We start from the raw sequence: 24,084 nt of genomic DNA on the forward strand, positions 1-24,084 counted from the left end.
CCGACGCGCGACGCCGTTGCGTCGGGGCCTGCTTGCCCCGCTTCTCGCGCTTCTCCCGCTTCTCTCCCGTCTTTCCCGTCCGTCGTTTCACCGTTCCCCGCGCGTGAAGCCGCTGCCGTTCCGCTTGCGGCCGCCGCCTCGCCAATGCGCCGGCCGGTCCCGTTTTTCCGCCGCGCCGCGCGTCGCTCCGCCCCCGTTCCGGCCGCGTTCGCGGCCGCTCGCCCGATTCCCCGAAATACCCCCCTTTCCCGGCTTTGCTCGACCGATCGGCGTTTGACGCGTCCATGAATAATCGGTGTCACTGGAAAGCGGCATTCCGCCGTACCCGACTGGAGGCCCCGTGGCAGACGAGAGCGATCTCGACAAGACCGAAGCCGCCACTCCCAGGCGCCGCGAGAAGGCGCGCGAGGAGGGGCAGGTCGCGCGTTCGCGCGAGCTGGCTTCGTTCGCACTGCTCGCGGCGGGGTTCTACGGCGCGTGGCTGCTCGCGGGCCCGTCGGGCGGGCATCTGCAGGCGATGCTGCGCGGCGCGTTCACGTTCGATCGCGCGACCGCGTTCGACACCCACCGGATGTTGTCGGCGGCCGGCAGCGCGAGCCGCGAAGGCTTCGCCGCGCTGCTGCCGCTGCTCGCGCTCACCGGCGTCGCCGCGCTGCTCGCGCCGATGGCGCTCGGCGGCTGGCTGATTTCGCAGAAGACGTTCGAGCTGAAGTTCGACCGCCTGAACCCGATCTCGGGCCTCGGCCGGATCTTCTCGATCCAGGGGCCGATCCAGCTCGGGATGTCGATCGCGAAGACGCTGGTCGTCGGCGGGATCGGCGGCATCGCGATCTGGCGCAGCAAGGACGAGCTGCTCAGCCTCGCGACGCAGCCGCTCGGCGCCGCGCTGCCCGATGCGCTGCATCTGGTCGCCGTGTGCTGCGGCACGACGGTCGCCGGGATGCTGGTGGTCGCCGGGCTCGACGTGCCTTACCAACTCTGGCAGTACAACAAGAAGTTGCGCATGACGAAGGAAGAAGTGAAGCGCGAGCATCGCGAGAACGAAGGCGATCCGCACGTGAAGGGGCGGATCCGCCAGCAGCAGCGCGCGATTGCGCGGCGCCGGATGATGGCGGCCGTGCCGAAGGCCGACGTGGTCGTCACGAACCCGACGCACTTCGCGGTCGCGCTGCAATACACGGACGGCGAGATGCGCGCGCCGAAGGTGGTCGCGAAGGGCGTGAACCTCGTCGCCGCGCGCATCCGCGAACTCGCGGCCGAACACAACGTGCCGCTGCTCGAAGCGCCGCCGCTCGCGCGTGCGCTGTATCACAACGTCGAACTCGAGCGCGAGATCCCCGGTTCGCTGTACTCGGCCGTGGCCGAAGTGCTCGCATGGGTTTACCAGCTCAAGCGCTTCCGCTCGGAAGGCGGCGCGTTCCCGGCGATGCCGGTCGATCTCGACGTGCCGGCCGAACTCGACAAGGGCACGTCGGTCGCCGCCGACGACGAACGTGAAGAAGCCGAGGACGCCCTCGGCCAGCAAGGGAACGCGGCATGAGCACCCCGACCACCGGCCTGTTCGGCAAGCGCGCGAACCCGTTCGCGGGCACCAACCTGCGCGCGCTCGCGGGCCCGATCCTCATCTGCATGATCCTGGGGATGATGATCCTGCCGCTGCCGCCGATGCTGCTGGATCTGCTGTTCACGTTCAACATCGCGCTGTCCGTGATGGTGCTGCTCGTCAGCATGTACACGATGAAGCCGCTCGACTTCGCGGCGTTCCCGAGCGTGCTGCTGTTCTCGACGCTGCTGCGCCTGTCGCTGAACGTCGCGTCGACCCGCGTCGTGCTGCTCGAAGGCCATACCGGGCCCGACGCGGCCGGCCAGGTGATCGAAGCATTCGGCCACTTCCTCGTCGGCGGCAACTTCGCGGTCGGCATCGTCGTGTTCGTGATCCTGATGATCATCAACTTCATGGTGATCACGAAGGGTGCGGGGCGGATCGCCGAAGTGTCCGCGCGCTTCACGCTCGATGCGATGCCCGGCAAGCAGATGGCGATCGACGCCGATCTGAACGCGGGCCTCATCAACGAGGAACAGGCGCGCAAGCGGCGCCTGGCCGTCTCGCAGGAAGCCGAGTTCTACGGGTCGATGGACGGCGCGTCGAAGTTCGTGCGCGGCGATGCGATCGCCGGCCTGATCATCATGGCGATCAACGTGATCGGCGGGCTGATCGTCGGGATGGTCCAGCACGACATGAGCTTCGCCGCGGCCGGCACCAACTACACGCTGCTGACGATCGGCGATGGCCTCGTCGCGCAGATCCCGTCGCTCGTGATCTCGACCGCGGCCGGCGTGATCGTGTCGCGCGTCGCCACCGACGAGGACATCGGCACGCAGATCACCGGCCAGCTGTTCACGAACCCGCGCGTGCTGAACATCACCGGCGCGATCATCGTGCTGATGGGGCTGATCCCGGGCATGCCGCACTTCGCGTTCCTCGCGCTCGGCGGCGGCGCGATCTGGCTGGCGCGCACGCAGACCAAGCGCGCGGCGGCCCGCAAGGCGGCCGGCGACGTGACCGACATCGCGCCACCCGCCGTGCTGCCGGCCGACAGCCACGAAGCGACCTGGGACGACGTGCAGCTGATCGACCCGCTCGGCCTCGAAGTCGGCTACCGGCTGATTCCGCTCGTCGACAAGAACAGCGACGGCGAGCTGCTCAAGCGCATCAAGAGCATCCGCAAGAAATTCGCGCAGGAAATCGGCTTCCTGCCGCCGGTGATCCATATCCGCGACAACCTCGAACTGCGGCCGAACGCGTACCGGATCGCGCTGAAGGGCGTCGAGATCGGCTTCGGCGAAGTGTTCCCGGGCCAGTGGCTCGCGATCAACCCGGGCCAGGTGACGGCCGCGCTGCCGGGCGCCGTCACGCAGGATCCGGCGTTCGGGCTGCCGGCCGTGTGGATCGACGTCGCGCTGCGCGAGCAGGCGCAGGTGTACGGCTACACGGTGGTCGACGCAAGCACGGTCGTCGCGACGCACCTGAACCATCTCGTCGTCCAGCACGCGGCCGAGCTGCTCGGCCGCCAGGAAGTGCAGGCGCTCGTCGAGCGCACCGGCAAGGACGCGCCGTCGCTCGTCGAGGACCTGGTGCCGAAGACGATCTCGCTCACCACGCTGCAGAAGGTGCTGCAGAACCTGCTCGAGGAAGGCGTGCCGATTCGCGACATGCGCACGATCCTCGAGGCGGTGTCCGAGCATGCGGGCCGCGGCGACGCGTTCGAGATCACGGCCGCGGTGCGGCTCTCGCTCGGCCGCGCGATCACGCAGCAGTGGTATCCGGGCAACGGCGAAATGCAGGTGATGGGCCTCGACGCGAACCTGGAGCGCGTGCTGTCGCAGGCGCTCGCCACCGGCGCGAACCCGGGCCTCGAACCCGGCCTCGCGCACAACCTTCTGACCGGCACGCAGCAAGCGATGCTGCGTCAACAGAATCTCGGGCTGCCGCCCGTGCTGCTCGTGCAGCACGCGCTGCGCGCGATGCTCGCGCGTTTCCTGCGCCGCAGCCTGCCGCAACTGAAAGTGCTGTCGTACGCCGAAGTGCCGGACACACGCACGATCAAAGTCGTTAACGTCATCGGGGGTTCCGCTTGAACATTCGCAAATTCACCGGCGCAACGAGCCGCGACGCACTTCGTCTCGTGCGCGAGGCGCTCGGCGCCGACGCGGTCGTGCTGTCGAACCGCACGCTCGATGACGGCAGCGTCGAAATCGTTGCACTCGCCGATTCGGATCTCGCCGCGGTGGCGCCGCCGGCCGCGCGTGGGCGCCTCGCCACGTCGCGCGTGCCGGACTCCGTGCCGGCCGCCGCCGTGCCGGGCATCGTGTCGCGCCCGGGGATCGCCCCGCGCCCGGCCGCCAATCCGTATGCGGCCGGCGAAGGCGGGCTGCCGGACGTGTTCTCGTCCGTGTTCGGCGCGAGCGCCGACGCGCAAGACGCGGATGCGCACCCCGCGTCGATCGATGCAGGCGTGCCCGCGGCGGCAGCGCCGTCGAGCGCTGCATCGGCCGCGGTCGGATCGCCGGCCGCCGGATCGCCGGCCGCCACTTCCGAACCCGCACCGTGGCTGGTCGAGCACGCGAAGCGCCTGACGCAGCAGCGCGACGCGCTGATCGCCCGTGCGCAGGCGCCCGCCGAGCCGCAGGCGAGCGCGCCCGCGCCGCAAGCCGCCGCCCGCGCGACGCCGCCCGACTGGGCGCGCGACATCGTGCGCGACGCCGAGCGCCGGATGCCGGCCGCCGGAGCGCCGGCCGCCGCCAAGCGCGCAGCCGACACCGGCGCCGCGTACGGCGCCAAGCAGACCGACCGCACGCGCCTGTCCGCCGACGCGGCCGCCGTGGTGGCCGATGCGGTGAAGTCGCGCATCGAGCGGATCGTCAACGACACGGTGATGCAGGAGCTGGGCGAGCTGCGCGGGATGATGGAAGAGCAGTTCGACAGCCTGATGTGGCACGACCGCCAGCGTCGCAGCTCCGTGCACGGCGCGCTGACGAAGCACCTGTTCGCGGCCGGCTTTTCCGCGCAGCTCGTGCGGATGCTGGTCGACAACCTGCCGTCCGGCGACGGCGCGCAGACCTTCGAGCAGGCCGCCGAATGGGCGCAGTCGGTGCTCGCATCGAACCTGCCGGTGCTCGACAGCGAGGACGCGCTGATGGAGCGCGGTGGCGTGTTCGCGCTGATGGGGCCGACCGGCGTCGGCAAGACGACCACCACCGCGAAGCTGGCCGCGCGCTGCGTGATGCGCTTCGGCGCGAGCAAGGTCGCGCTGCTGACCACCGACAGCTACCGGATCGGCGGCCACGAGCAACTGCGGATCTTCGGCAAGATCCTCGGCGTGCCGGTTCACGCGGTGAAGGATGCGGGCGACCTCGCGCTCGCGCTGTCCGAGCTGCGCAACAAGCACATCGTGCTGATCGACACGATCGGTATGAGCCAGCGCGACCGCGCGGTGTCCGACCAGATCGCGATGCTGCACGGCGCGAACGCGCCGGTGCAGCGCCTGCTGCTGCTGAACGCGACGAGCCATGGCGATACGCTGAACGAAGTCGTGCAGGCGTACCGCAGCGCGGGCGAGCACCCTGACCTGGCCGGCTGCATCCTCACGAAGCTCGACGAGGCGACCCACCTCGGCAGCGTGCTCGACACGGTAATCCGCTACAAGCTGCCGGTCCACTACGTGTCGACCGGCCAGAAGGTGCCGGAGAACCTGTACGTCGCGTCGACCAAATTCCTGCTGAAGAGCGCGTTCTGTGTGCCGCGCGACGGCTCGCCCTTCGTGCCGCAAGACGAGGACATGCCGACGCTGCTTTCCGCACTGACCGCACGTTCCACCGCCGAGCTGCACGAGGTGCGATTTGGATAAACGGATCATCGACCAGGCCGAAGGGCTGCGGCGCCTGCTGGCCGGGCGCGCGTCGCGCATCGTCGCGGTGACGGGCGGGCCGGCGGGCGTCGGCTGCACGTCCACCGTGGTGAACCTCGCGGCGGCGCTCGCGTCGCTCGGCAAGGACGTGCTGGTCGTCGACGAGCGCGCCGACGTGCATTCGGCCAGCGCGACGCTCGCCGGCGCGTGGCTGCGCGACGGCGAACGCACGCGGGTGGCGGCCGGCTTCGGCCTGTGCGGCGCCGCCCAGCTCGCGCGCGCCGGCTACAGCGACGCGCAGCTGAGCGACTTCATCGACGGCCCGGCCGACATCGTCCTCGTCGACGCGCAGCTCGGCGCCGACGGATCGCTGTCGGCGCTCGCGCGCGAAGCGCACGACGTGCTGATCGTCACGCGGGTTGCCGTGCAGGCGATCACCGAGGCGTATGCGTGCATGAAGCGGCTGCATTTCGCGCACGCGTTCGCGCAGTTCCGCGTGCTGACCAATCAGGTCGCCAGCCACGCGGACGCGAAGACGGCCTTCGACAACCTCGCGGGCGTTGCGAGCCGCTACCTGACCGTGTCGATCGCCGATGCGGGCTGCGTGAGCGCCGATCCGCTCGTCGAGCACGCCCGCGAACTGATGCATGCGGTAGTCGACGCGTTCCCGTCGTCGGCTGCCGCGCGCGATTACCGGCAGATTGCCGCCGACCTGTTGTACTGGCCGATGCGCCCCGGTTCGGGCGCGGGCCGCGCGGTCCACGCCGGCGGCAAGCCGTCGTATGAGGCGGGCGCGGCACACGCCGCGTGAGCGCCACCCGAAGGAGGGAGCCATGATGTACAACGCTCAAGGAAAGATGTCCCAGGCCGACGTGCTCGCGCAATATGCGCCGCTCGTGCGCCGCCTCGGACTGCAACTCGTCGCGAAGATGCCGGCGAGCGTCGATCTCGACGATCTGATCCAGGCCGGCATGATCGGCCTGATGGACGCGGCCGGCCGCTACAAGGAAGACCAGGGCGCGCAGTTCGAGACGTACGCGACGCAGCGCATCCGCGGCGCGATGCTCGACGAGCTGCGCAGCAACGACTGGCTGCCGCGCAGCCTGCGCAAGACGTCGCGCGAGGTCGAGCATGCGGTGCACCAGGTCGAGCAGCACCTCGGCCGCTCGGCGAGCGAGACCGAGATCGCGCAGCACCTCAACATGCCGCTCGACGAATACCAGGGGATGCTGCAGGACCTGCACGGCAGCCAGCTCATCTACTACGAGGATTTCGATCGCGCGGCCGACGACGAGCCGTTCCTCGACCGCTATCGCGTCGATCATGCCGATCCGTTGTCGGCGCTGCTCGACGAGCATCTGCGCGAGGCGCTCGTCGAGGCGATCGAGCGGCTGCCGGAGCGCGAGAAGCTGCTGATGTCGCTGTACTACGAACGGGGTCTGAATCTGCGCGAAATCGGCGCGGTGCTCGAGGTGAGCGAATCGCGCGTATGCCAGCTCCACAGCCAGGCCGTCGCGCGCCTGCGCGCACGGCTGCGCGAACAGGCGTGGGTCGGCGCGGAGTCCTGACCCCGAAGTCCTGCCCTTTCGGCCACGGCCGCGCGTGCCCGCGCCGCGCGCGTCTCGTGCCGACGCGTCGTCGTTGCGCATTTCGCGCGCCGATTTGCTACAATCCCCTCCGTTTTCCGAGGAGCGTTGCGACGGACCATCAGCGTCCGCCAGGCTCGGAAGGCTTCACCAAGCAGCCGTGCGGCGATCGTTTCGAGCGACCGTCGCGCCGGCCCCGCTTCCTGAACGGCGCTCACGTCACCAATCTAGAAACTTTTTAGAAAGGAGGGCGTGATGAACGCCATTATCGATTCCAAGGCTTCCCACGATTACGTCGTCGCCGACATGGCGCTGGCCGGCTGGGGCCGCAAGGAACTGAACATCGCCGAGACCGAAATGCCGGGCCTCGTGCAGATCCGCGACGAATACAAGGCGCAGCAGCCGCTGAAGGGCGCGCGCATCGCCGGTTCCCTGCACATGACGATCCAGACGGGCGTGCTGATCGAGACGCTGAAGGCGCTCGGCGCGGACGTCCGCTGGGCGTCGTGCAACATCTTCTCGACGCAGGATCACGCGGCGGCCGCGATCGTCGAAGCCGGCACGCCGGTGTTCGCGTTCAAGGGCGAGTCGCTCGACGAATACTGGGAGTTCTCGCACCGCATCTTCGAATGGCCGAACGGCGAATTCGCGAACATGATCCTGGACGACGGCGGCGACGCCACGCTGCTGCTGATCCTCGGCGCGAAGGCCGAGAAGGACCGTTCGGTGATCGCGAAGCCGACCAACGAGGAAGAAGTCGCGCTGTACAAGTCGATCGCGGCGCACCTCGACGTCGACGCGAACTGGTACTCGAAGCGCCTCGCGCACATCAAGGGCGTGACCGAAGAAACCACGACCGGCGTGCACCGTCTCTACCAGATGGAAAAGGACGGCCGCCTGCCGTTCCCGGCGTTCAACGTGAACGATTCGGTCACGAAGTCGAAGTTCGACAACCTGTACGGCTGCCGTGAATCGCTCGTCGACGGCATCAAGCGCGCGACCGACGTGATGATCGCGGGCAAGGTCGCGGTCGTCGCGGGCTACGGCGACGTGGGCAAGGGCTGCGCGCAGTCGCTGCGCGGCCTGGGCGCGACCGTGTGGGTCACCGAAATCGATCCGATCTGCGCGCTGCAGGCGGCGATGGAAGGCTACCGCGTCGTGACGATGGAATACGCGGCGGACAAGGCCGACATCTTCGTGACGGCGACCGGCAACTACCACGTGATCAACCACGATCACATGAAGGCGATGCGTCACAACGCGATCGTCTGCAACATCGGTCACTTCGACTCGGAAATCGACGTCGCGTCGACGCGCCAGTACCAGTGGGAAAACATCAAGCCGCAGGTCGACCACATCATCTTCCCGGACGGCAAGCGCGTGATCCTGCTGGCCGAAGGCCGCCTCGTGAACCTCGGCTGCGCGACCGGCCACCCGTCGTTCGTGATGTCGAACTCGTTCGCGAACCAGACGCTCGCGCAGATCGAGCTGTTCGTGCGCGGCAACGAGTACGAGAACAAGGTATACGTGCTGCCGAAGCATCTCGATGAAAAGGTCGCGCGCCTGCACCTCGCGCGCATCGGCGCGAACCTGTCGGTGCTGTCGGACGAGCAGGCTGCGTACATCGGCGTGCAGAAGGACGGCCCGTTCAAGCCGAACCACTATCGCTATTGATGCGCGGCGGCCGCCGCACCGTGCGCGCCCGTGGCGGACGCACGGCGCGGCGGCGCTCACCGATCGTACCGATCGACAACCGAACCGGAGCCCTCCATGAGCGTCATCCTCACCTGGGTCATCAACGCGCTCGCGCTGCTGATCATCACGTACCTCGTGCCGTCGATCCACATCAAGAGCTTCGGCACCGCGCTGATCGTCGCGGTCGTGCTCGGGCTGATCAACACGGTGATCCGGCCGGTGTTGATCCTGCTGACGCTGCCCGTCACGATCGTCACGCTCGGGGTGTTCATCCTCGTCGTGAACGCGCTGTGCTTCTGGTTCGCGTCGTCGCTGCTGAAGGGCTTCGAGGTGTCGGGGTTCTGGTCCGCGTTCTTCGGTTCGATCCTGTACAGCATCGTGTCGTGGCTGCTGTCCGCCCTGATCTTCGGCCAGCGCGACATCGGCTGACGGCGAGCGGGCGCAGGCTCAACCCCATCGAATCATGAAACCGATCGAACTCTCGTTTGAATTCTTCCCGCCGAAGACGGCGGACGGCGTCGAGAAGCTGCGCGCCACGCGCGCGCAGCTGCTGCCGCTGAAGCCGAAATTCGTCTCCGTGACGTTCGGCGCCGGCGGCTCGACGCAGCAGGGCACGCTCGATACCGTGCTCGACATGCAGAAGGACGGCCTCGAGGCCGCGCCGCACCTGTCGTGCATCGGCTCGTCGCGCGACAGCCTGCGCGCGATCCTCGACCAGTACCGCTCGCACGGCATCCGGCACATCGTCGCGCTGCGCGGCGACCTGCCGTCGGGGATGGGCGAGGTCGGCGAGCTGCGCTATGCGTCCGAGCTCGTCAGCTTCATCCGCGCCGAGCATGGCGACTGGTTCCACATCGAGGTCGCCGGCTATCCGGAGTACCACCCGCAATCGCGTTCGCCGAAGGCCGATCTCGAGAATTTCGCGCGCAAGGTGAAAGCCGGCGCGAATTCCGCGATCACGCAGTACTTCTTCAACGCGGATGCGTATTTCCGCTTCGTCGACGACACGCGCAAGCTCGGCGTGGACGTGCCGATCGTGCCGGGCATCATGCCGATCACGAACTTCTCGCAGCTGATGCGCTTCTCCGAGATGTGCGGCGCCGAAGTGCCGCGCTGGGTCGCGCGCCGGCTCGAGAGCTTCGGCGACGATCGCGAGTCGATCCGCGCGTTCGGCGCGGACGTCGTCACGAGCCTGTGCCAGCGCCTGATCGATGCGGGCGTGCCGGGGCTGCACTTCTATACGCTGAACGCAGCGGTCGCGACGAGGACGATCTGCGAACGGCTCGCGGTGTAACGAGCGCCGTCACGCGGTTGCCTGCGTGAAAGCCCCGCCGGTTTGCGCCGGCGGGGCTTTTTTATCGTGACGCGCCGCGCATGCCGCGTGGCGCAAGCCGCCGAATCAGCGCTGCGCCTGCATCAGCGGCGGACGGCGGTCGAACCACGGCCGCGCGTGTTCGAGCTGCCGCGCGAGCCGGAGCAGCAGCGCGTCGTCGGCGTGGCGCGCGGCGAACTGCACGCCGATCGGCAGCCCACGCGCATTCCAGTACAGCGGCACCGACATCGCCGGCTGCCCGGTCAGGTTGAACAGCTCGGTGCAGCCGGCCCACGCGAACGCCTTCTCCGACGATTTCGCGAGCATTTCCTTCAGCAGCGGCTTCACCGGCAGCGCGGCGAGCAGCTTCATCTGCGCGGATTCGAACGGCGTCGGCTGCAATTCACCGATCTTCACCGGCGGCCCCGCGAGCGATGCGCACAGGATCGCGTCGTAACGCGACACGAGACCGGCGACCTGCACGGTGAGCTGGCGCTGCCATTCGAGCACGTCCGGCAGGCGCGTGCGCGCGAGCCGTCGGCCGACCACCGCCATCGCCCACGTCGCGGCCTCGAATTCGCCGCGCCGGGGCGTGCGGCCGGTCAGCGCGCGCGCGCCGAGCACCATGTCCTCGGCGATCGTCGCCCACAGCGTCAGGAAGGTTTCGGCCGCGCGCGCGTAGTCGATCGGCAGCGTCGCCGGCTCGACGCGGTGGCCGAGCGATTCGAGCAGCGCGGCCGCGTCGTCGAGCGCCGCGCGCGTGTCGTCGGCGAGTGCCGGCGCGAGCATCGGATCGACGACGAGGCCGATCCGCAGCGGGCCGGGCGGCGTATCGAGCGCGCCGAGGAAGGTGCCGGGCGCGCCGGGCGGCAGCGTCTGGCCGGTCGTCACGTCGAGCAGCAGCGCACTGTCGCGCACGCTGCGCGACACCGCGTGCTGGACGACGAGTTCGCCGTTCGACGGCAGGTCGACGAGCACCGGGTTGCGGCTCGGCTTCAGCCCGAACAGCCCGCAGCACGACGCCGGAATGCGGATCGAGCCGCCGCCGTCGGACGCATGCGCGAGCGGTACGATGCCGGCCGCGACGGCCGCCGCCGCGCCGCCGCTCGACCCGCCGGGTGTGTGGTCGAGATTCCACGGGTTGCGGCACGCGCCGAACAGTTCCGGTTCCGTGTACGGCATCTGGCCGATCTCGGGCGTGTTGGTCTTGCCGAATACGTTCAGGCCCGCCGCGCGGCTGCGCGCGATCACCGGCGAATCGTCGGCCGGCACGAAGTACCGGTAGTGCCGGCTGCCCATCGACAGCGGCAGCCCGGCGACCGCCGCGCCGAGATCCTTGACGAGATACGGCACGCCCGCGAACGGCGCGTCGGCGCCGGGTTGGGGCGCGGCCGCCGCACGCGCGCGCGCGGCTTCGTAGTCCTGCAGCACGATCGCGTTGATCGCGCCGTTCACCGCTTCGGCCTGGCCGATCGCGGCGTCGAGCAGTTCGCGCGGGCTGGCGTGGCGGTCGCGCACGAGCGCGGCGAGGCCGATTGCGTCATGCGCGAGATAGTCCGAGTGCATCGCGGTCACCCCCGTTGTGACTCGTGGCGATGGTGCGAGCATAACGCGGGCCCGGCGCGCCGGGACCGCGGCCGGGCCTTTTCAGAGATGCTCGGCGAGGAAGGTCAGCGTGCGGCCGTGCGCGAGCGCCGCGGCGCGCTGGTTGTACGACGCGCGGTCCGTGCAGTTGAAGCCGTGCTCGGCGCCCGGGTACACGTGGAACGAAGCGTTGCCGCGGCCGGCGAATGCGGCCTTCACCTGATCGACGGCCGTGAGCGGAATGCCGTGGTCGTTTTCCGCGTAGTGGAACAGGATCGGCTGCGTGACCTGGCCGGCGAGGTCGAGCGCATTCTGGATGCCGCCGCCGTAATAGGCCACCGCCGCGTCCAGCTTGCCGGTCGCGGCCGCGCGATACGCGAGCTGGCCGCCGAAGCAGTAGCCGATCGCGGCGAGCTTGCCGGCCACTTCGGGGCGCGCGCGCAACGCGTCGGCCGCCGCGACGATGTCCGCGACCGCGAGACCCACGTCGGTCTTCTTCAGCAGCTCGATGCCCTTGTCGCGATCCGCACCCTCGTAGGTCAGCTCGACGCGCGGCTGCGTGCGCCAGAATACGTCCGGCGCGAGCGCGACGAAGCCGTCGGCCGCGTACTGATCGGCGACCGCGCGGATGTGCGCGTTCACGCCGAAGATCTCCTGGATGATGATGACGGCAGGGCCCTTGCCGCGCTTGGGCAGGGCGAGATAGCCGCCGAAGCTGTCGTTACCGGTCGGGATGTCGATCCATTGGGCAGTCACGTTCTGAACTCCTGGCGTGCGGGGTGCGGGAGGCGCCCCCGGGGATGAAAAGAGGCGGCCTAGTGTGCCACCAATCGCCCGCTGCTGCAGCGCACGCGGCCGCTTCTCGCGCAGCGATCGTTTCGATCTCGATTATTCATTTTTCGGCGCCGAGCCGCTTCGATAGAGTCGATGTACCGGCCTTTACAAAGCGCTTTCGCGCACCGTCATCGAAGGATTCGCCATGTCTGCCCGCTCGTTTTCCACGCCCTTTTCCGCACGCTTCGGCCTGCGTCTGCCGCTCGTGCAGGCGCCGATGGTCGGCGCGACCACGACCGCGATGGTCGCCGCCGCATCGAATGCCGGTGCGCTCGGCAGCCTCGGCGCCGGCGCGCTCGCGCCCGAACGGATCGACGCCGAAGTCGCCGCGATCCGCGCGGCGACCGATCGCCCGTTCGCGATCAACCTGTTCGTGTTGCCCGATGAAGCCGCGCCCGACGCGGCGACCGTCGCGCGCGCGCTGGCGGCGATCGACCCGCTGAATGCCACGCTCGGCTTGCCGCCGGGCACGGCGCCCGCGCGCTACGCGCCCGATTTCCGCGCGCAGCTCGATGCGCTCGTCGCGCTGCGCGTGCCGGTCGCGAGCTTCACGTTCGGCGTGCTCGACGCAGCCGACGTCGCACGCCTGAAAGCCGCCGGCACCTATGTGATCGGCACCGCGACGCACGTGGCCGAAGGGCTCGCGTGGCAGGCGGCCGGCGCCGACGCGATCTCCGCGCAGGGCGCCGAGGCGGGCGGCCACCGCGGCACCTTCATCGGTGCCGCCGACGACGCGCTGATCGGCACGCTCGCGCTCGTCCCGCAGCTCGTCGACGCGACGGGCCTGCCGGTGCTGGCCGCGGGCGGCATCATGGACGGCCGCGGCATCGCGGCCGCGCTCGCGCTTGGCGCGCAGGCCGCGCAACTCGGCACCGCGTTCCTCACGTGCGCGGAAAGCGCGATCGCCGCGGACTGGAAGGCGCGTCTGCTCGCGAGCGCCGATACGTCGACGCAGGTCACCCGTGCGATCACCGGCCGTCACGCACGCGGGCTGCGCAACGCGCTGATGGCGCGGCTCGGCGAGCACGTGGTCGACGTCCCACCGTATCCGGTGCAGAACGCGCTGACCCAGCCGCTGCGGCAGGCGGCCGCGCGCGCGAACGACGGCGACTACCTGTCGCTGTGGGCCGGCCAGGGCGCGCCGCTCGCGCGGCGGCGCGGCGATGCGCTGACGACGTCGCAGCTGGTCGCCGCGCTCGATGCGGAATGGCGCGCATCGGCTGCCTGAACACCGTTTCGGCCGCTTGAGCCGTTCATGTGGGGCGACGAAACGCGCGTGGTGTCACGCGCGTTTCATTCAATGATCCAGGTCACAAAATACCGAATCGAAATGCCCGCGCGACTCGCTTGAAACGACCTTTCGACAGTGCGTCGAAATTAGCGGAAACCCTTATCCGCCGGGGCTTGCAGCGCGATTCGAATCATCCTTCCAAAGCGCGCATATCGGTAGTGTTACCACTATCCTAAAAAAGTCCCACAAATTAATTTGATCACCTACACTTGCGCGCAAGTACGAGCGGGCGGCTGCTAAAAGCGGCGGTTTTCACGTGCTTGAGGCCAAGTGCATGAAGGATGCAACCGGCGAATCGTCCAGTGATTGCAAACACGGGGATGGCAGCGGGGCACCGGGCGATGGCGTTTTTTGGGACCGAACTGGAGACTTACATGAATATCAAGATGCAAAAGCTGTTGCCGATCACCGCAGCGGCAATGCTGTGCGCTGCAGCTGCAAGCAACGCGTCCGCCGATCAAGTCGTCAAGATCGGCCACGTCGCGCCGTTGACGGGCGGCATTGCACACCTGGGCAAGGACAACGAAAACGGCGCGCGTCTCGCAGTCGAGGAGATCAACGCGAAGGGTCTCACGATCGGCGGCCAGAAGATCACGCTGCAACTCGACCCGCAGGATGACGCCGCCGACCCGCGGCAGGCGACGCAGGTTGCGCAGAAGCTCGTCGACGACAAGGTCGTCGCGGTGGTCGGCCACCTGAACTCGGGCACGTCGATCCCGGCCTCGAAGATCTACAGCGATGCGGGCATCGTGCAGATCTCGCCGTCGGCGACCAACCCGGCCTACACGCAGCAAGGCTTCAAGACCACGTACCGCGTGGTGGCGACCGATGCGCAGCAGGGCCCGGCACTGGCGAACTACGCGCACTCGAAGGGCATCAAGAGCGTGGCGGTGGTCGACGATTCGACCGCGTACGGCCAGGGTCTCGCGAACGAGTTCGAGAAGAAGGCGAAGGCGCTCGGCCTGAAGGTGATGTCGCATGACGCGACGAACGACAAGGCGGTCGACTTCCGCGCGATTCTGACGAAGATCAAGGGCGAAAACCCGGACGCGATCATGTACGGCGGCATGGACGCCACCGGCGGCCCGTTCGCGAAACAGGCGAAGCAACTCGGCCTGCGCGCGAAGATCTTCGCGGGCGACGGCGTGTGCACGGAAAAGCTGGCCGACCTGGCCGGCGACGCGACCGACAACATCGTGTGCTCGGAAGCCGGTGCCTCGCTCGAGAAGATGCCGGGCGGCGCGGCGTTCAAGGCGAAGTACGAGAAGCGCTTCGGCCAGCCGATCCAGATCTACGCACCGTTCACGTATGACGCCGTGTACATCATCGCCGACGCGATGAAGCGCGCGAACTCGACCGACACGGCGAAGATCCTCGCGGCGATGCCGGCGACGAAGTACACGGGCGTGATCGGCACGACGACCTTCGACGCGAAGGGCGACCTGCAGCACGGCGTGATTTCGCTGTACAACTACAAGAGCGGCAAGAAGTCGCTGCTCGACGAAGTGAAGATGTAACGCTTCAGCGGCCGACAGAAGGGGGGAAAGCGCGCATGCGGCAACGCATGCGCGCTTTCTTTTTGGGCCGGCTTACGCCGCCGCGCCGTCAGATCTTCAGGTGCGCGAGCACCCTGGGTGCGACGAGCGCGACGAGCGCCGCGCACAGTGCGACGACCGACAGGCCGATCGTCAGGTTCGCGGCCTGCGCGACCGCGCCGATCACGACCGGACCGAACAGCAGTCCGAAATACGCGAGCCCGGCCACGTGCGCGAGCCCTTCGGCCGCGTGGATGCCCTTCACGCGCGCGGCGGCCGCGAACAGCACCGGCATCATGTTGGCCAGCCCGAGGCCCATCAGCGTGAAACCGGTCAGCACCGCGACCGGATTCGGCAGCAGCAGCGCGCCGATCATCCCCGCACAGGCGAGCGACGCGCTCGCGAACACGAGCTGCGGCGCGCCGAAGCGGGCGCGCACCGCGTCGCCCGCGAAGCGCGCGATGGCCATCCCGCCGGAGAACGCCGCGTACGCGGCGCTCGCGAGCGCGGGGCTTGCCGCGACGACGTCGCGCATGTAGACGGTCGCCCAGTCGTACATCGCGCCTTCGGCGATCAGCGCAACCAGCGCGATGCCGCCGAGCATCCACAACGCGGGCGAGCGCCAGCGGTTGCCGCCGCCGTGCACCTGTTCGTGGTGCGGTACGTGCGGCAGCACGGCCGGGCTCGCGGCCACGAGCACCGCGGCGCTCGCCGCCGCCGCGAGCGCGAGATGCGCGACCGGCGCCATGCCGGCCGACAGCAGCGCGCCGCCGGCCGCCGCGCCGGCCATCCCGCCGATGCTGAACATCCCGTGCAGCGACGACATGATCGGCTTGCCGAGCGCGATTTCGACCGCGCTGGCCTCGGCGTTCATCGCGACGTCGAGTGTCGCCATCGAGAAGCCGAACAGCGCGAGCACCACGAGCAGCATCCAGTAGTCGGGCACGACGAGGATCAGCGCCGCGCACGCGGACATCACGAGCCCGCCGGCGACGCACGCGGTGCGCGAGCCGACGCGCGCGATCCAGCGCGCGATGGTCAGCATCGCGGCGATCGACCCGCCGGCGACCGCGAACAGCGCGATCGACAGCAGCCCGGGGCTCAGCGCGAACTTGTCGCGCACGGTCGGCACGTGCACGCCCCACGACGCGTACATCATGCCGGCGACGAAGAACAGCGCCATCGACGCCGTGCGCGCGCGCTGGCGCGCCGGCAGCGGCAGCACGCGATGCGCGTCGGGCGGCGCGGCGAACGGGGACGGCGATTCGGAGGAAGGGGATTCGGACACGGGAAGGCTCGTCAGGAAAATGCGCGGGCGCACGCGGCGCCGATCGGATTTGTCCGATTCTATCGAACCGCTTACGATCCTGCCGGGCGATGGCCGTTCGGCCGATGCGCGGCGTGCGGCGCCCGCGGGTAACATCGAAACCCTGGCCGACGCGCCGCCTTTCGACCGCAGGAGTCACCTTGAACATCGATCCCGCCTTCGCGCTGCATCTGCTGCACCGCTGCACGTTCGGCACGCTCGCCACCCATGCGCGCGAACCGGAGGGCTTCCCGTATCCGACGGTCGTGCCGTTTGCACCCGATGCAAGCCATCGGCCGGTGATCCTGGTGAGCGGTCTGGCCGAGCACACGCGCAATCTCGCCGCCGATCCGCGCGCGGGTTTCCTCGTCGTCGACGCCAGCCCCGGCGATGTGTTGAGTGCCGAGCGTGCGACGCTGCTGGGCCGGTTCGTGCTGCTCGGCGACGATCCGCACGTCGCCGCGCGTTACCTGCGCTACGAACCGGGCGCCGCGCGCTATCTCGCGCTCGGCGATTTCGGGTTCTGGGCGCTCGAGATCGAGCGGTTGCGCCATATCGTCGGGTTCGGGCGGATGGGCTGGATCGACGGCGTGCAGCTCGATGCGCTGCCGCCGCTCGCGTTCGACGACGAACGGGCACTGTGGGCGGCATACGACGCGGGCGACGCCCGCCGAGACGGGCTCGACCTGCTCGGCGTCGATCGCCATGGCGCGGACTGGCGATGCGACGGCCGCCGCGTGCGCACGCCGTTCGACGCGCCGTCGGCCGACATCGGTGCGCTGCGCGAACAGCTGATCGCCCGCGCAAAGGATGTGACGTGACGTCACGGGTCAGTGATTTGTTCGTTTAGCAAACGGCGTCATCTGGTTTTCGCGAAACTCTCGTCCGATGAAAGCTTTGATTTTCTTCAATGCAGGGTAATTGCGTATGTTGAAAGACCTAATAGCCAATCGCTAATGTCCTAATCTCTATGGAGGAGCGTAAAAATTTGAGAAAAGGCCGCGGCCGGTCAAAATGACATGTGCGAATTTCAATTGATCTCGGGATTTTCATGAATCTCGCTTCTATCAAATCTTTTTTGTGCTAATCTCTGCCTTCAAAAATCCGAGGCACATATATTTCATGAATGGTGAGCTGGCTCAGACCGGCGCCATTGGTCAGATAGATAGAAAGGGAAACTATGTCTTCTTACAAGGACCTGCTGGCCCAGCGGGAGAAGCTGGAGAAGCAAATCGAAGAAGCGAAGTCGCGTGAATACGCTGAAGTGCTGAATGACGTGAAGCAGAAAATTGCCGACTACGGCTTTTCGCTCGCCGAACTCGGCCTCAGCCGCGCGAAGGCCGGCAAGGTCGGTCGTCCGCGCGCAGGCGTGGCGGCCAAGTATCGCGATCCGGAAACGGGCGCGACGTGGTCGGGTCGTGGCAAGCCGCCGCGCTGGATCGCCGGCAAGAACCGCGAACAGTTTGCGATTTAAGCGTTCGTTTAGGTTGCCCGCTCTTCGAAAGAGCCGCGTGTCCGTCGAGGAGCGCGGCTTTTTTGTTTTCCGGACACCGGCGGCCCAGCCGGGTCGTCATGAAGCTGTAAGCATGTCCGGTGAATGAAAATGCGACACGTTCGCATAAGCGATTGATTTAAATGAGAAATTTGTGGATATTGGCCGGTCTTGCGGGGCGCCTTTGATAGAATTGCGTACCGCACACCGATATCTCATATTTCATGTCCACGTTTTCCGGCGACGCGCAGAGCGCAGATAAGCACGCCGTTGCGCGCAAGAGCACGCTCGTCAGTATTGTCCTCAATGTCGTACTTGCGACATTTCAGATCGCGGTCGGCGTGATTGCGCATTCGCAAGCATTGATTGCGGACGGTGTGCATTCGATTTCCGATTTGATCTCGGATTTTGTCGTGCTGGTTGCGAATCGGCATAGCGGCGCATCGCCGGATGCCGACCACAATTACGGCCATAGCCGCTACGAGACGGTCGCGTCGCTGTTTCTCGGCGCGATCCTGATCGCGGTCGGTATCGGCATGCTCTGGCGCGCCGGCGACCGCCTCGTTAATCTCGAAAACATTCCGGCCGTGCATTTTTCCGCGCTGATCGTGGCGCTGACGGTACTCGTGTCGAAGGAAGCGCTGTTTCGCTACATGCTGCGCGAAGCGCGGCGCGTGCGCTCGGCGATGCTCGTCGCCAACGCATGGCATGCGCGTTCGGATGCGGCGTCGTCGCTCGTCGTCGCGATCGGCATCGTCGGCAGCCTGGCCGGTGTGCGGCTGCTCGACCCGATCGCGGCGGCGATCGTCGGCTTCATGGTCGCGCGCATGGGCTGGACGTTCGGCTATGACGCGTTGCAGGACCTCTCCGACCGCGCGCTCGATACGGCCGACACGGCCGAGATCCGCGCGCTGCTCGTCGCGACGCCCGGCGTGCGCGACGTGCACGACCTGCGCACGCGCAAGATGGGCGATGCCGCGCTCGTGGACGCGCACATCCTCGTCGATCCGAAGATCTCCGTCTCGGAAGGGCATTACATCGCCGAGACCGCGCGGGCGCGCGTGCTGTCCGACCCGCGCGTGCTCGATGCGCTGATCCATGTCGACCCGGAGAACGATGCGGCGCGCCGTCCGGCGCTCGCGCTGCCGCCGCGCGGCGAACTGGCGGCGCGGCTCGAGGCCGCGCTCGCGCAGCGCGGGCTGCATGCGGCGGCGATCAACCTGCATTACCTGAGTACGGGGCTCGAGGTCGACGTGACGCTCGACGGCGATCCGCGCGACACCGATGCGGCGCTGGCCGCCCGGCTCGACATCGACACGCTGAAGCGCGAGTTCGGCGCACGCCGGATCGGCTTCACGCGCACGTTGACCGGGCAGACGTGACCGGCAACCGGCGGCCGGCACCGGCGAACGCGGCCCGCCGCAGGGCAGGCCCGCGCGTTACAGCGGCAGTTGCGTGTCGAACTTGATTTCGCGCAGCACGACGCTCGTGCGCACCTGCGACACGGCCGGGATCTTGAAGATGCGTTCGTGCAGGAACACGTCGTAGGCCTTGATGTCCGGCGCGACGATCTTGAGGATGTAATCGGCTTCGCCGGTCGTGCTGTAGCACTCGGTGACTTCCGGGCAGGTCGCGATCTCGCGCTCGAACTGCTCGACGCCGCCTTCGTTGTGGCGCGTCAGGTGCACGTGCGCGAGCGCGCAGACGTGCAGGCCGAGCTTCTCGCGATCGAGCAGCGCCGTGTAGCGCTGGATCACGCCCGACTGTTCCATGTCCTTGATGCGGCGCCAGCACGGCGTGCTCGACAGCCCGACCTGGTCGGAGATTTCCTGAACGGAACGGCGCGCGTCGAGCTGCAACAGGCGAAGGATTTTTTGCGAAAAGGAATCGAGCGTCACCTGCGCCTCCATGCGGCAGCTACAACACGCTGAATGTTAGAGCGCCGGGGAACGAAAGGCAATCTGGCGACGCGCCGTTGAGCGAGATTCGCTAATTTGCTCGCGGATCCGTGGGATTTTGTCCCGCCCCCGCGCTTTCCGACCGATCGGTATCCGACACGGCCAGGCCCGCGAGCGCGGCCTGCTGCCGGCGCAGGTCGGCGAGCATGTTGCAGAACAGCGCGCCTTGCTCGATCGCGTCGTCGAGCGCGACGTGCGTGTGCGGATGGTCGTCGAACCAGTGCTTCGGAAAGCGCGGCTTGATCGCCTTGCGGTACGGCAGGCCCGTCATCGCGAACGCGAGCGTCTTGATGTCGAGCGCCGACCACGAGAACGGGCAGCGCCCCGCGAACCGCATCATGTACCAGAACATGAACGTGAAATCGAAGCCGGCCGGCATCGCGACGAACACCGGCTTGCCGGGCAGCGCCTCGACCCATTCGACGTACGCGACCAGCGCCGCGTCGGGCGTCTGCAGATCGCGCCGGCACGCGGCCCAGGCTTCGGGCTCGGTCTTCCACCACGCTTCCTGCACCGGGTGAGCGCTGGCGCCGGGCAGCGTCTCGAGGTTCGCCGAGAACGTCGCGATCAGTTGCTTGTCCTCGGTATAGGCGGCCGACGCGAAGCTCAGCATCGAATGCGGGCCGGGAATCGGGCCGTCGGCTTCGACGTCGGTGCTGACGTAAATTTCCGGGATGGCGGTCTGGTTCATCCGAATACCTTGTCGGATACGAACGGGTTCGTGCGGCGCTCGTCGCCGAACGTCGACACCGGGCCGTGGCCGGGCACGAACGTGACGTCGTCGCCGAGCGGCCACAGCTTTTCCTTGATCGAACGCACGAGATCCTCGTGATTGCCGCGCGGGAAATCGGTGCGGCCGATCGAGCCCGCGAACAGCACGTCGCCGACGATCGCGACGCGATGCGCGCGGCTGAAGAACACGACGTGGCCGGGCGTGTGGCCCGGGCAGTGATAGACCTCGAGCGTCTCGTCGCCGAACCGCACGGTGTCGCCGTCGTTCAGCCAGTGGTCGGGCTCGAACACGTCGGCGGCCGGAAAGCCGAAGCGCTCGCTCTGCGTCGGCAGCTTCTCGATCCAGAAGCGTTCTTCTTCCTGCGGCCCCTCGATCGGCACGCCGTAGCGCGTCGCGAGCGTCTTCGCGCCCGCGCAGTGATCGATGTGCCCGTGCGTGAGCAGCACTTTCTCGACCTGCACGTTCTGCCGCGCGACTTCCTGTTCGATCCGGTCGAGATCGCCGCCCGGATCGACGACGGCGGCGCGGCCCGTCTTCTCGCAGACGAGCAGCGAGCAGTTCTGCTGGAACGGCGTGACCGGAATGAGCGTGACTTTCATGAGGGCACCGGCGGCTAAAAGGAGCGATTGTACCGGTCGCGCGTGTGGCCTGCCGTGCGTACGATGCATGCCGCAGCACGCGGATCAGGGCATTCCCGGAGCATGCCGATTGTTACAGCCATAGCGAGAATCAATGGTCCGCCGGGGGCCCTTTTCGAGACAAGGTTTTGATTTATGTATAATGCGCCCCATTGCGCGTGAATTTCACGCCATTCGCTGGTGTATCGGCCCCGTTAAACGAGGCGTCCGATCCACCGTCAAGCATCAGCCGCCGGGGAGTCCGGCGGTGTATCCAGCACCGAGCAGTCGGTGCTCACGTCTTGTCCGGCCGGGTGCTGCGCGCCCGCCTGCGGCCCTGCTGCCGCGCCGCCGGATGAGGCCTGTGCCGCCGTTCCTGTGCGTTGGTCGTAGCGACGCGCGCGAACGTGGAGCCATGTTCGATGGCGGCATGTGGGGTCTGGTCAGGCTGTTGGGGACAGGTTGCGCCAGACGTGAAAGCTAATCAGGACGGTTGCGGCCAGGACGAACGCCGCGCCCATGCTAGCCGCCTGCTCGCATTCGAGCGGGGCGTGCACGCATTTGCCGTCCGGGCCGCATATGTCTGCGTTGTGAAGCAGCGTTGTATCGATGCGGCCCGAACCAGAAGGCGACACGTCGATGAATTTACGTTTTCCGAGCCGATTCGGAACCATTGCATTGTTTTTTGCGCTGACGGGCTGTGCGGTGCCATCCAGCCAGACCACCGGCAGCGTGAGCCAGAAGAAGGCGGTCGACAAGACCGCCGCCGCCGCGAAGGCGGACGACGACAAGCAGCCGCTCAATTTCGATTCCGCGCTGGCATCGATGCCGGCTGCCGACAGCAAGGACGCGAAGAAGTCGTCGCTGGCGGATGCCGAGCCGATCGACGGCAAGGATGTGTCCGATTTCCGCCAGAGCGGCCGCGCATCGTGGTACGGGCGGGATTTCCACGGCCGCCGCACCGCGAACGGCGAACGTTTCAACATGAACGCGTTCACCGCCGCGCACCGCACGCTGCCGCTGTCGTCGTACATCAAGGTGACGAACGCATCGACCGGCAAGTGGGTCGTCGTGAAGGTCAACGATCGCGGGCCGTTCAAGCGCGGCCGTGTGCTCGACCTGTCGTATGCGGCGGCCAAGGTGATCGGCCTCGTGCACGCCGGCACGGGCCGCGTGAAGATCGAAGGGCTGTCGCCGCAGGAAGCGCGCGATGCACGCAACGAAATGTTCGCATCGATCTCGGCGAAGTAACGCGGCGCAACAACCCGACGCAACAACCCGGCGGATCGTCCGCTCCTGCGCAAAGGGCTGCCTTCCGGCAGCCCTTTGTGTTTCCGCGCGGCGGCGTCGCGCGTCAGCCTTCGTCGCCTTCCTTCAGCACGAGCGCACGCGCATACAGCGTGTTGCGCGATGCGCCCGTCAGCGCGGCCGCGAGCTTGGCCGCGCTCTTCACCGGCACCTCTTCCAGCAGCAGCCTGAGCAGCGCGTCGTGCGCGGTGTCGTCGGCTTCGCCGCTTGCCGCCGGCGCGCCTTCGACGACCAGCACGAACTCGCCGCGCTGCCGGTTCGCATCGCCGGCGAGCCAGCTCTGTCCTTCGGCCAGGGTGCCCTGAAACAGTTGCTCGTGTAGCTTGGTGAGCTCGCGCGCGATCAGCAGCCGGCGCGCGGGGCCGAACGCGTCGGCGAGCGCGTCGACGGTTTCGGCGATCCGGTGCGGCGCTTCGTAGAACACCAGCGCGTACGGGTGCGACGCCAGCGCCTGCAGCGCGGTCGCGCGCTGTTTCGCCTTCGGCGGCAGGAAGCCAGCGAACGTGAACGCGCCGGCCCAGTCGCCGGCCACGCTCAGCGCGGTCACGGCCGCGCTTGGGCCCGGCAGCGGAACCACCGGGAAGCCGGCCGCGCGCACGGCGTCGACGAGCCGCGCGCCGGGGTCCGAGATGCCCGGCGTGCCGGCGTCCGACACGTAGGCCACGCGTTCGCCGCCACGCAGCAGTTCGATCACGCGCTGCGCGGCTTCGCGTTCGTTGTGCTCGTGCACGGCGACGAGCGGTTTCGAGATCCCGTAGCGGGCGAGCAGCTGGCCCGTATTGCGGGTGTCTTCGGCCGCGATGCGGTCGGCGAGGCCGAGCACGTGCAGCGCGCGCAGCGTGATGTCGGCCGTATTGCCGATCGGCGTGGCGACCACGTAGAGCGCGGCGTCCGGGTAGTGCTGCGTATGCGCGAGTTCGAGGAGGGCAGTCATGGCAGGCAATGCACGCAATCGCGGCACGAGCGGAACAAGGACGGCATTGTGCCACGCGGCGCCGGCGCGGCCGGAGGGCGCCAGCGATCGGCCGCGTTCGGGCGACAACTTTTCCGGCGCGGCGCGATCCAAACCGGTCGGCGCGGCGTTCGAGCAGCGCGCGCGGCAGTTTCTCGAGCGTCGTGGCCTCGGGTTCGTTGCCGCGAACGTGACGATGCGCGGCGGCGAGCTCGATCTCGTGATGCGCGAGCCAGACGGCATGCTCGTATTCGTCGAAGTGCGCGCGCGGCGCAGCACCCGGCACGGCGGCGCGGCCGCGAGCGTCGGCTGGCGCAAGCGGCGGCGTCTGGTCGCGGCGGCGTTGCAGTTCTGGTCGCGGCACGGCGCCGGCGCCGCGTGCCGTTTCGACGTCGTCGCGTTCGAGGCCGGACGGCTTGCGTGGCTGCGCGACGCATTTCGTACCGACGATGCATAGCCGCGAGCTGTGACGA

At 68.0% G+C, this 24,084-nt stretch carries 23 protein-coding genes and 1 riboswitch; of the genes, 15 read left to right on the forward strand and 8 right to left on the reverse strand.

What is annotated here, in order from left to right:
- Positions 1 to 340: 340 nt before the first annotated feature.
- From flhB to metF, 8 genes are all read left to right on the forward strand, one after another.
- Positions 341 to 1,540 carry a flagellar biosynthesis protein FlhB gene (gene flhB / locus GJG85_RS01240; protein ID WP_050011822.1) on the forward strand — a complete coding sequence of 400 codons (1,200 nt, stop codon included), beginning with the start codon at positions 341 to 343 and terminating at the stop codon, positions 1,538 to 1,540.
- On the forward strand, positions 1,537 to 3,639 hold the full coding sequence (gene flhA / locus GJG85_RS01245) for a flagellar biosynthesis protein FlhA (protein WP_050011823.1): 2,103 nt from the start codon (positions 1,537 to 1,539) through the stop codon (positions 3,637 to 3,639). Before flhB ends, flhA begins: the two co-directional genes overlap by 4 nt.
- Positions 3,636 to 5,408 carry a flagellar biosynthesis protein FlhF gene (flhF, locus tag GJG85_RS01250; protein ID WP_204383554.1) on the forward strand — a complete coding sequence of 591 codons (1,773 nt, stop codon included), beginning with the start codon at positions 3,636 to 3,638 and terminating at the stop codon, positions 5,406 to 5,408. Before flhA ends, flhF begins: the two co-directional genes overlap by 4 nt.
- The gene (locus GJG85_RS01255) at positions 5,401 to 6,219 is read left to right on the forward strand and encodes a flagellar biosynthesis protein FlhG (protein ID WP_050011825.1); all 819 of its coding nucleotides are present in this window, start codon (positions 5,401 to 5,403) and stop codon (positions 6,217 to 6,219) included. The genes flhF and GJG85_RS01255 overlap by 8 nt, the downstream gene beginning before the upstream one ends.
- 22 nt (positions 6,220 to 6,241) lie before the next feature.
- On the forward strand, positions 6,242 to 6,976 hold the full coding sequence (locus GJG85_RS01260) for an RNA polymerase sigma factor FliA (protein WP_006484033.1): 735 nt from the start codon (positions 6,242 to 6,244) through the stop codon (positions 6,974 to 6,976).
- 112 nt (positions 6,977 to 7,088) lie between these two features.
- A riboswitch (S-adenosyl-L-homocysteine riboswitch) is annotated at positions 7,089 to 7,217 on the forward strand.
- Between the two features lie 32 nt (positions 7,218 to 7,249).
- Positions 7,250 to 8,668, forward strand: coding sequence for an adenosylhomocysteinase (gene ahcY / locus GJG85_RS01265; RefSeq protein WP_050011826.1), 1,419 nt, complete (start codon positions 7,250 to 7,252; stop codon positions 8,666 to 8,668).
- A gap of 96 nt (positions 8,669 to 8,764) precedes the next feature.
- Complete coding sequence (locus GJG85_RS01270; protein ID WP_011882923.1) at positions 8,765 to 9,118, forward strand: phage holin family protein; 354 nt, start codon at positions 8,765 to 8,767, stop codon at positions 9,116 to 9,118.
- A gap of 34 nt (positions 9,119 to 9,152) precedes the next feature.
- A complete protein-coding gene (gene metF / locus GJG85_RS01275; RefSeq protein ID WP_050011827.1) occupies positions 9,153 to 9,983 on the forward strand; it encodes a methylenetetrahydrofolate reductase [NAD(P)H] in 831 nt (276 codons plus the stop codon).
- Between the two features lie 105 nt (positions 9,984 to 10,088).
- On the opposite strand, the gene GJG85_RS01280 is transcribed toward metF, so the two are convergent.
- Positions 10,089 to 11,567 (reverse strand): amidase family protein, encoded by a 1,479-nt coding sequence (locus GJG85_RS01280; RefSeq protein ID WP_050012091.1) that lies wholly within the window; start codon positions 11,565 to 11,567, stop codon positions 10,089 to 10,091.
- Between the two features lie 81 nt (positions 11,568 to 11,648).
- Entirely contained in the window at positions 11,649 to 12,341 is a 693-nt protein-coding gene (locus GJG85_RS01285; protein WP_050011828.1) for a dienelactone hydrolase family protein, read from the reverse strand.
- A 223-nt stretch (positions 12,342 to 12,564) separates the two neighbouring features.
- Between GJG85_RS01285 and GJG85_RS01290 the strand changes: the two genes are divergently transcribed.
- Together GJG85_RS01290 and GJG85_RS01295 are read left to right on the forward strand one after the other, a co-directional pair.
- The gene (locus tag GJG85_RS01290; protein ID WP_089488051.1) at positions 12,565 to 13,647 is read left to right on the forward strand and encodes a nitronate monooxygenase; all 1,083 of its coding nucleotides are present in this window, start codon (positions 12,565 to 12,567) and stop codon (positions 13,645 to 13,647) included.
- Between the two features lie 437 nt (positions 13,648 to 14,084).
- The gene (locus GJG85_RS01295) at positions 14,085 to 15,227 is read left to right on the forward strand and encodes a branched-chain amino acid ABC transporter substrate-binding protein (RefSeq protein ID WP_050011830.1); all 1,143 of its coding nucleotides are present in this window, start codon (positions 14,085 to 14,087) and stop codon (positions 15,225 to 15,227) included.
- An 88-nt stretch (positions 15,228 to 15,315) separates the two neighbouring features.
- Here the strand turns inward: GJG85_RS01295 and GJG85_RS01300 are convergent, their stop codons facing one another.
- Positions 15,316 to 16,533, reverse strand: a complete 1,218-nt coding sequence (locus GJG85_RS01300; RefSeq protein ID WP_050012092.1) for an MFS transporter — start codon at positions 16,531 to 16,533, stop codon at positions 15,316 to 15,318.
- 179 nt (positions 16,534 to 16,712) lie between these two features.
- On the opposite strand from GJG85_RS01300, the gene GJG85_RS01305 reads away from it, so the two are divergent.
- From GJG85_RS01305 to GJG85_RS01315, 3 genes are all read left to right on the forward strand, one after another.
- Positions 16,713 to 17,372: a pyridoxamine 5'-phosphate oxidase family protein gene (locus GJG85_RS01305; protein ID WP_089488052.1), complete on the forward strand. Its 660-nt coding sequence runs from the start codon at positions 16,713 to 16,715 to the stop codon at positions 17,370 to 17,372.
- Positions 17,373 to 17,731: 359 nt separating this feature from the next.
- Entirely contained in the window at positions 17,732 to 18,025 is a 294-nt protein-coding gene (locus GJG85_RS01310; protein ID WP_006491875.1) for an H-NS histone family protein, read from the forward strand.
- Positions 18,026 to 18,267: 242 nt separating this feature from the next.
- The gene (locus GJG85_RS01315) at positions 18,268 to 19,425 is read left to right on the forward strand and encodes a cation diffusion facilitator family transporter (protein WP_050011832.1); all 1,158 of its coding nucleotides are present in this window, start codon (positions 18,268 to 18,270) and stop codon (positions 19,423 to 19,425) included.
- A 57-nt stretch (positions 19,426 to 19,482) separates the two neighbouring features.
- On the opposite strand, the gene GJG85_RS01320 is transcribed toward GJG85_RS01315, so the two are convergent.
- The 4 genes from GJG85_RS01320 to GJG85_RS01335 all read right to left on the reverse strand — a co-directional run bounded on the left by GJG85_RS01320 (position 19,483) and on the right by GJG85_RS01335 (position 22,109).
- A complete protein-coding gene (locus GJG85_RS01320) occupies positions 19,483 to 19,953 on the reverse strand; it encodes an Lrp/AsnC family transcriptional regulator (RefSeq protein ID WP_006477376.1) in 471 nt (156 codons plus the stop codon).
- Between the two features lie 79 nt (positions 19,954 to 20,032).
- Positions 20,033 to 20,692: an exonuclease gene (locus GJG85_RS01325; RefSeq protein ID WP_050011833.1), complete on the reverse strand. Its 660-nt coding sequence runs from the start codon at positions 20,690 to 20,692 to the stop codon at positions 20,033 to 20,035.
- Complete coding sequence (locus tag GJG85_RS01330) at positions 20,689 to 21,333, reverse strand: MBL fold metallo-hydrolase (protein ID WP_050011834.1); 645 nt, start codon at positions 21,331 to 21,333, stop codon at positions 20,689 to 20,691. Before GJG85_RS01330 ends, GJG85_RS01325 begins: the two co-directional genes overlap by 4 nt.
- A 461-nt stretch (positions 21,334 to 21,794) precedes the next feature.
- A complete protein-coding gene (locus GJG85_RS01335) occupies positions 21,795 to 22,109 on the reverse strand; it encodes a hypothetical protein (RefSeq protein ID WP_162484451.1) in 315 nt (104 codons plus the stop codon).
- Here GJG85_RS01335 and GJG85_RS01340 point away from each other — a divergent pair.
- Positions 21,991 to 22,602, forward strand: a complete 612-nt coding sequence (locus GJG85_RS01340) for a septal ring lytic transglycosylase RlpA family protein (RefSeq protein WP_050011835.1) — start codon at positions 21,991 to 21,993, stop codon at positions 22,600 to 22,602. The two genes, GJG85_RS01335 and GJG85_RS01340, sit on opposite strands and share 119 nt — an antisense overlap.
- Positions 22,603 to 22,705: 103 nt before the next feature.
- Here the strand turns inward: GJG85_RS01340 and rsmI are convergent, their stop codons facing one another.
- On the reverse strand, positions 22,706 to 23,593 hold the full coding sequence (gene rsmI, locus GJG85_RS01345) for a 16S rRNA (cytidine(1402)-2'-O)-methyltransferase (RefSeq protein WP_124556836.1): 888 nt from the start codon (positions 23,591 to 23,593) through the stop codon (positions 22,706 to 22,708).
- A gap of 46 nt (positions 23,594 to 23,639) precedes the next feature.
- On the opposite strand from rsmI, the gene GJG85_RS01350 reads away from it, so the two are divergent.
- Positions 23,640 to 24,068, forward strand: a complete 429-nt coding sequence (locus GJG85_RS01350; RefSeq protein ID WP_176016556.1) for a YraN family protein — start codon at positions 23,640 to 23,642, stop codon at positions 24,066 to 24,068.
- The last annotated feature ends 16 nt before the right edge of the window (positions 24,069 to 24,084 follow it).

It is taken from the genome of Burkholderia sp. MS389, from assembly GCF_016899425.1.
Taxonomy (GTDB): Bacteria; Pseudomonadota; Gammaproteobacteria; order Burkholderiales; family Burkholderiaceae; genus Burkholderia; species Burkholderia sola.

What these genes read in the sequence shown, in the direction of transcription:
- flhA (WP_050011823.1), top strand. Translation starts at nt 1,537, where the DNA reads ATGAGCACCCCGACCACCGGCCTGTTCGGCAAGCGCGCGAACCCGTTC.
- GJG85_RS01260 (WP_006484033.1), top strand. Translation starts at nt 6,242, where the DNA reads ATGATGTACAACGCTCAAGGAAAGATGTCCCAGGCCGACGTGCTCGCG.
- ahcY (WP_050011826.1), top strand. Translation starts at nt 7,250, where the DNA reads ATGAACGCCATTATCGATTCCAAGGCTTCCCACGATTACGTCGTCGCC.
- GJG85_RS01270 (WP_011882923.1), top strand. Translation starts at nt 8,765, where the DNA reads ATGAGCGTCATCCTCACCTGGGTCATCAACGCGCTCGCGCTGCTGATC.
- metF (WP_050011827.1), top strand. Translation starts at nt 9,153, where the DNA reads ATGAAACCGATCGAACTCTCGTTTGAATTCTTCCCGCCGAAGACGGCG.
- GJG85_RS01280 (WP_050012091.1), bottom strand. Translation starts at nt 11,567, where the DNA reads ATGCACTCGGACTATCTCGCGCATGACGCAATCGGCCTCGCCGCGCTC.
- GJG85_RS01290 (WP_089488051.1), top strand. Translation starts at nt 12,565, where the DNA reads ATGTCTGCCCGCTCGTTTTCCACGCCCTTTTCCGCACGCTTCGGCCTG.
- GJG85_RS01295 (WP_050011830.1), top strand. Translation starts at nt 14,085, where the DNA reads ATGAATATCAAGATGCAAAAGCTGTTGCCGATCACCGCAGCGGCAATG.
- GJG85_RS01310 (WP_006491875.1), top strand. Translation starts at nt 17,732, where the DNA reads ATGTCTTCTTACAAGGACCTGCTGGCCCAGCGGGAGAAGCTGGAGAAG.
- GJG85_RS01315 (WP_050011832.1), top strand. Translation starts at nt 18,268, where the DNA reads ATGTCCACGTTTTCCGGCGACGCGCAGAGCGCAGATAAGCACGCCGTT.
- GJG85_RS01320 (WP_006477376.1), bottom strand. Translation starts at nt 19,953, where the DNA reads ATGGAGGCGCAGGTGACGCTCGATTCCTTTTCGCAAAAAATCCTTCGC.
- GJG85_RS01325 (WP_050011833.1), bottom strand. Translation starts at nt 20,692, where the DNA reads ATGAACCAGACCGCCATCCCGGAAATTTACGTCAGCACCGACGTCGAA.
- GJG85_RS01330 (WP_050011834.1), bottom strand. Translation starts at nt 21,333, where the DNA reads ATGAAAGTCACGCTCATTCCGGTCACGCCGTTCCAGCAGAACTGCTCG.
- GJG85_RS01340 (WP_050011835.1), top strand. Translation starts at nt 21,991, where the DNA reads ATGAATTTACGTTTTCCGAGCCGATTCGGAACCATTGCATTGTTTTTT.
- rsmI (WP_124556836.1), bottom strand. Translation starts at nt 23,593, where the DNA reads ATGACTGCCCTCCTCGAACTCGCGCATACGCAGCACTACCCGGACGCC.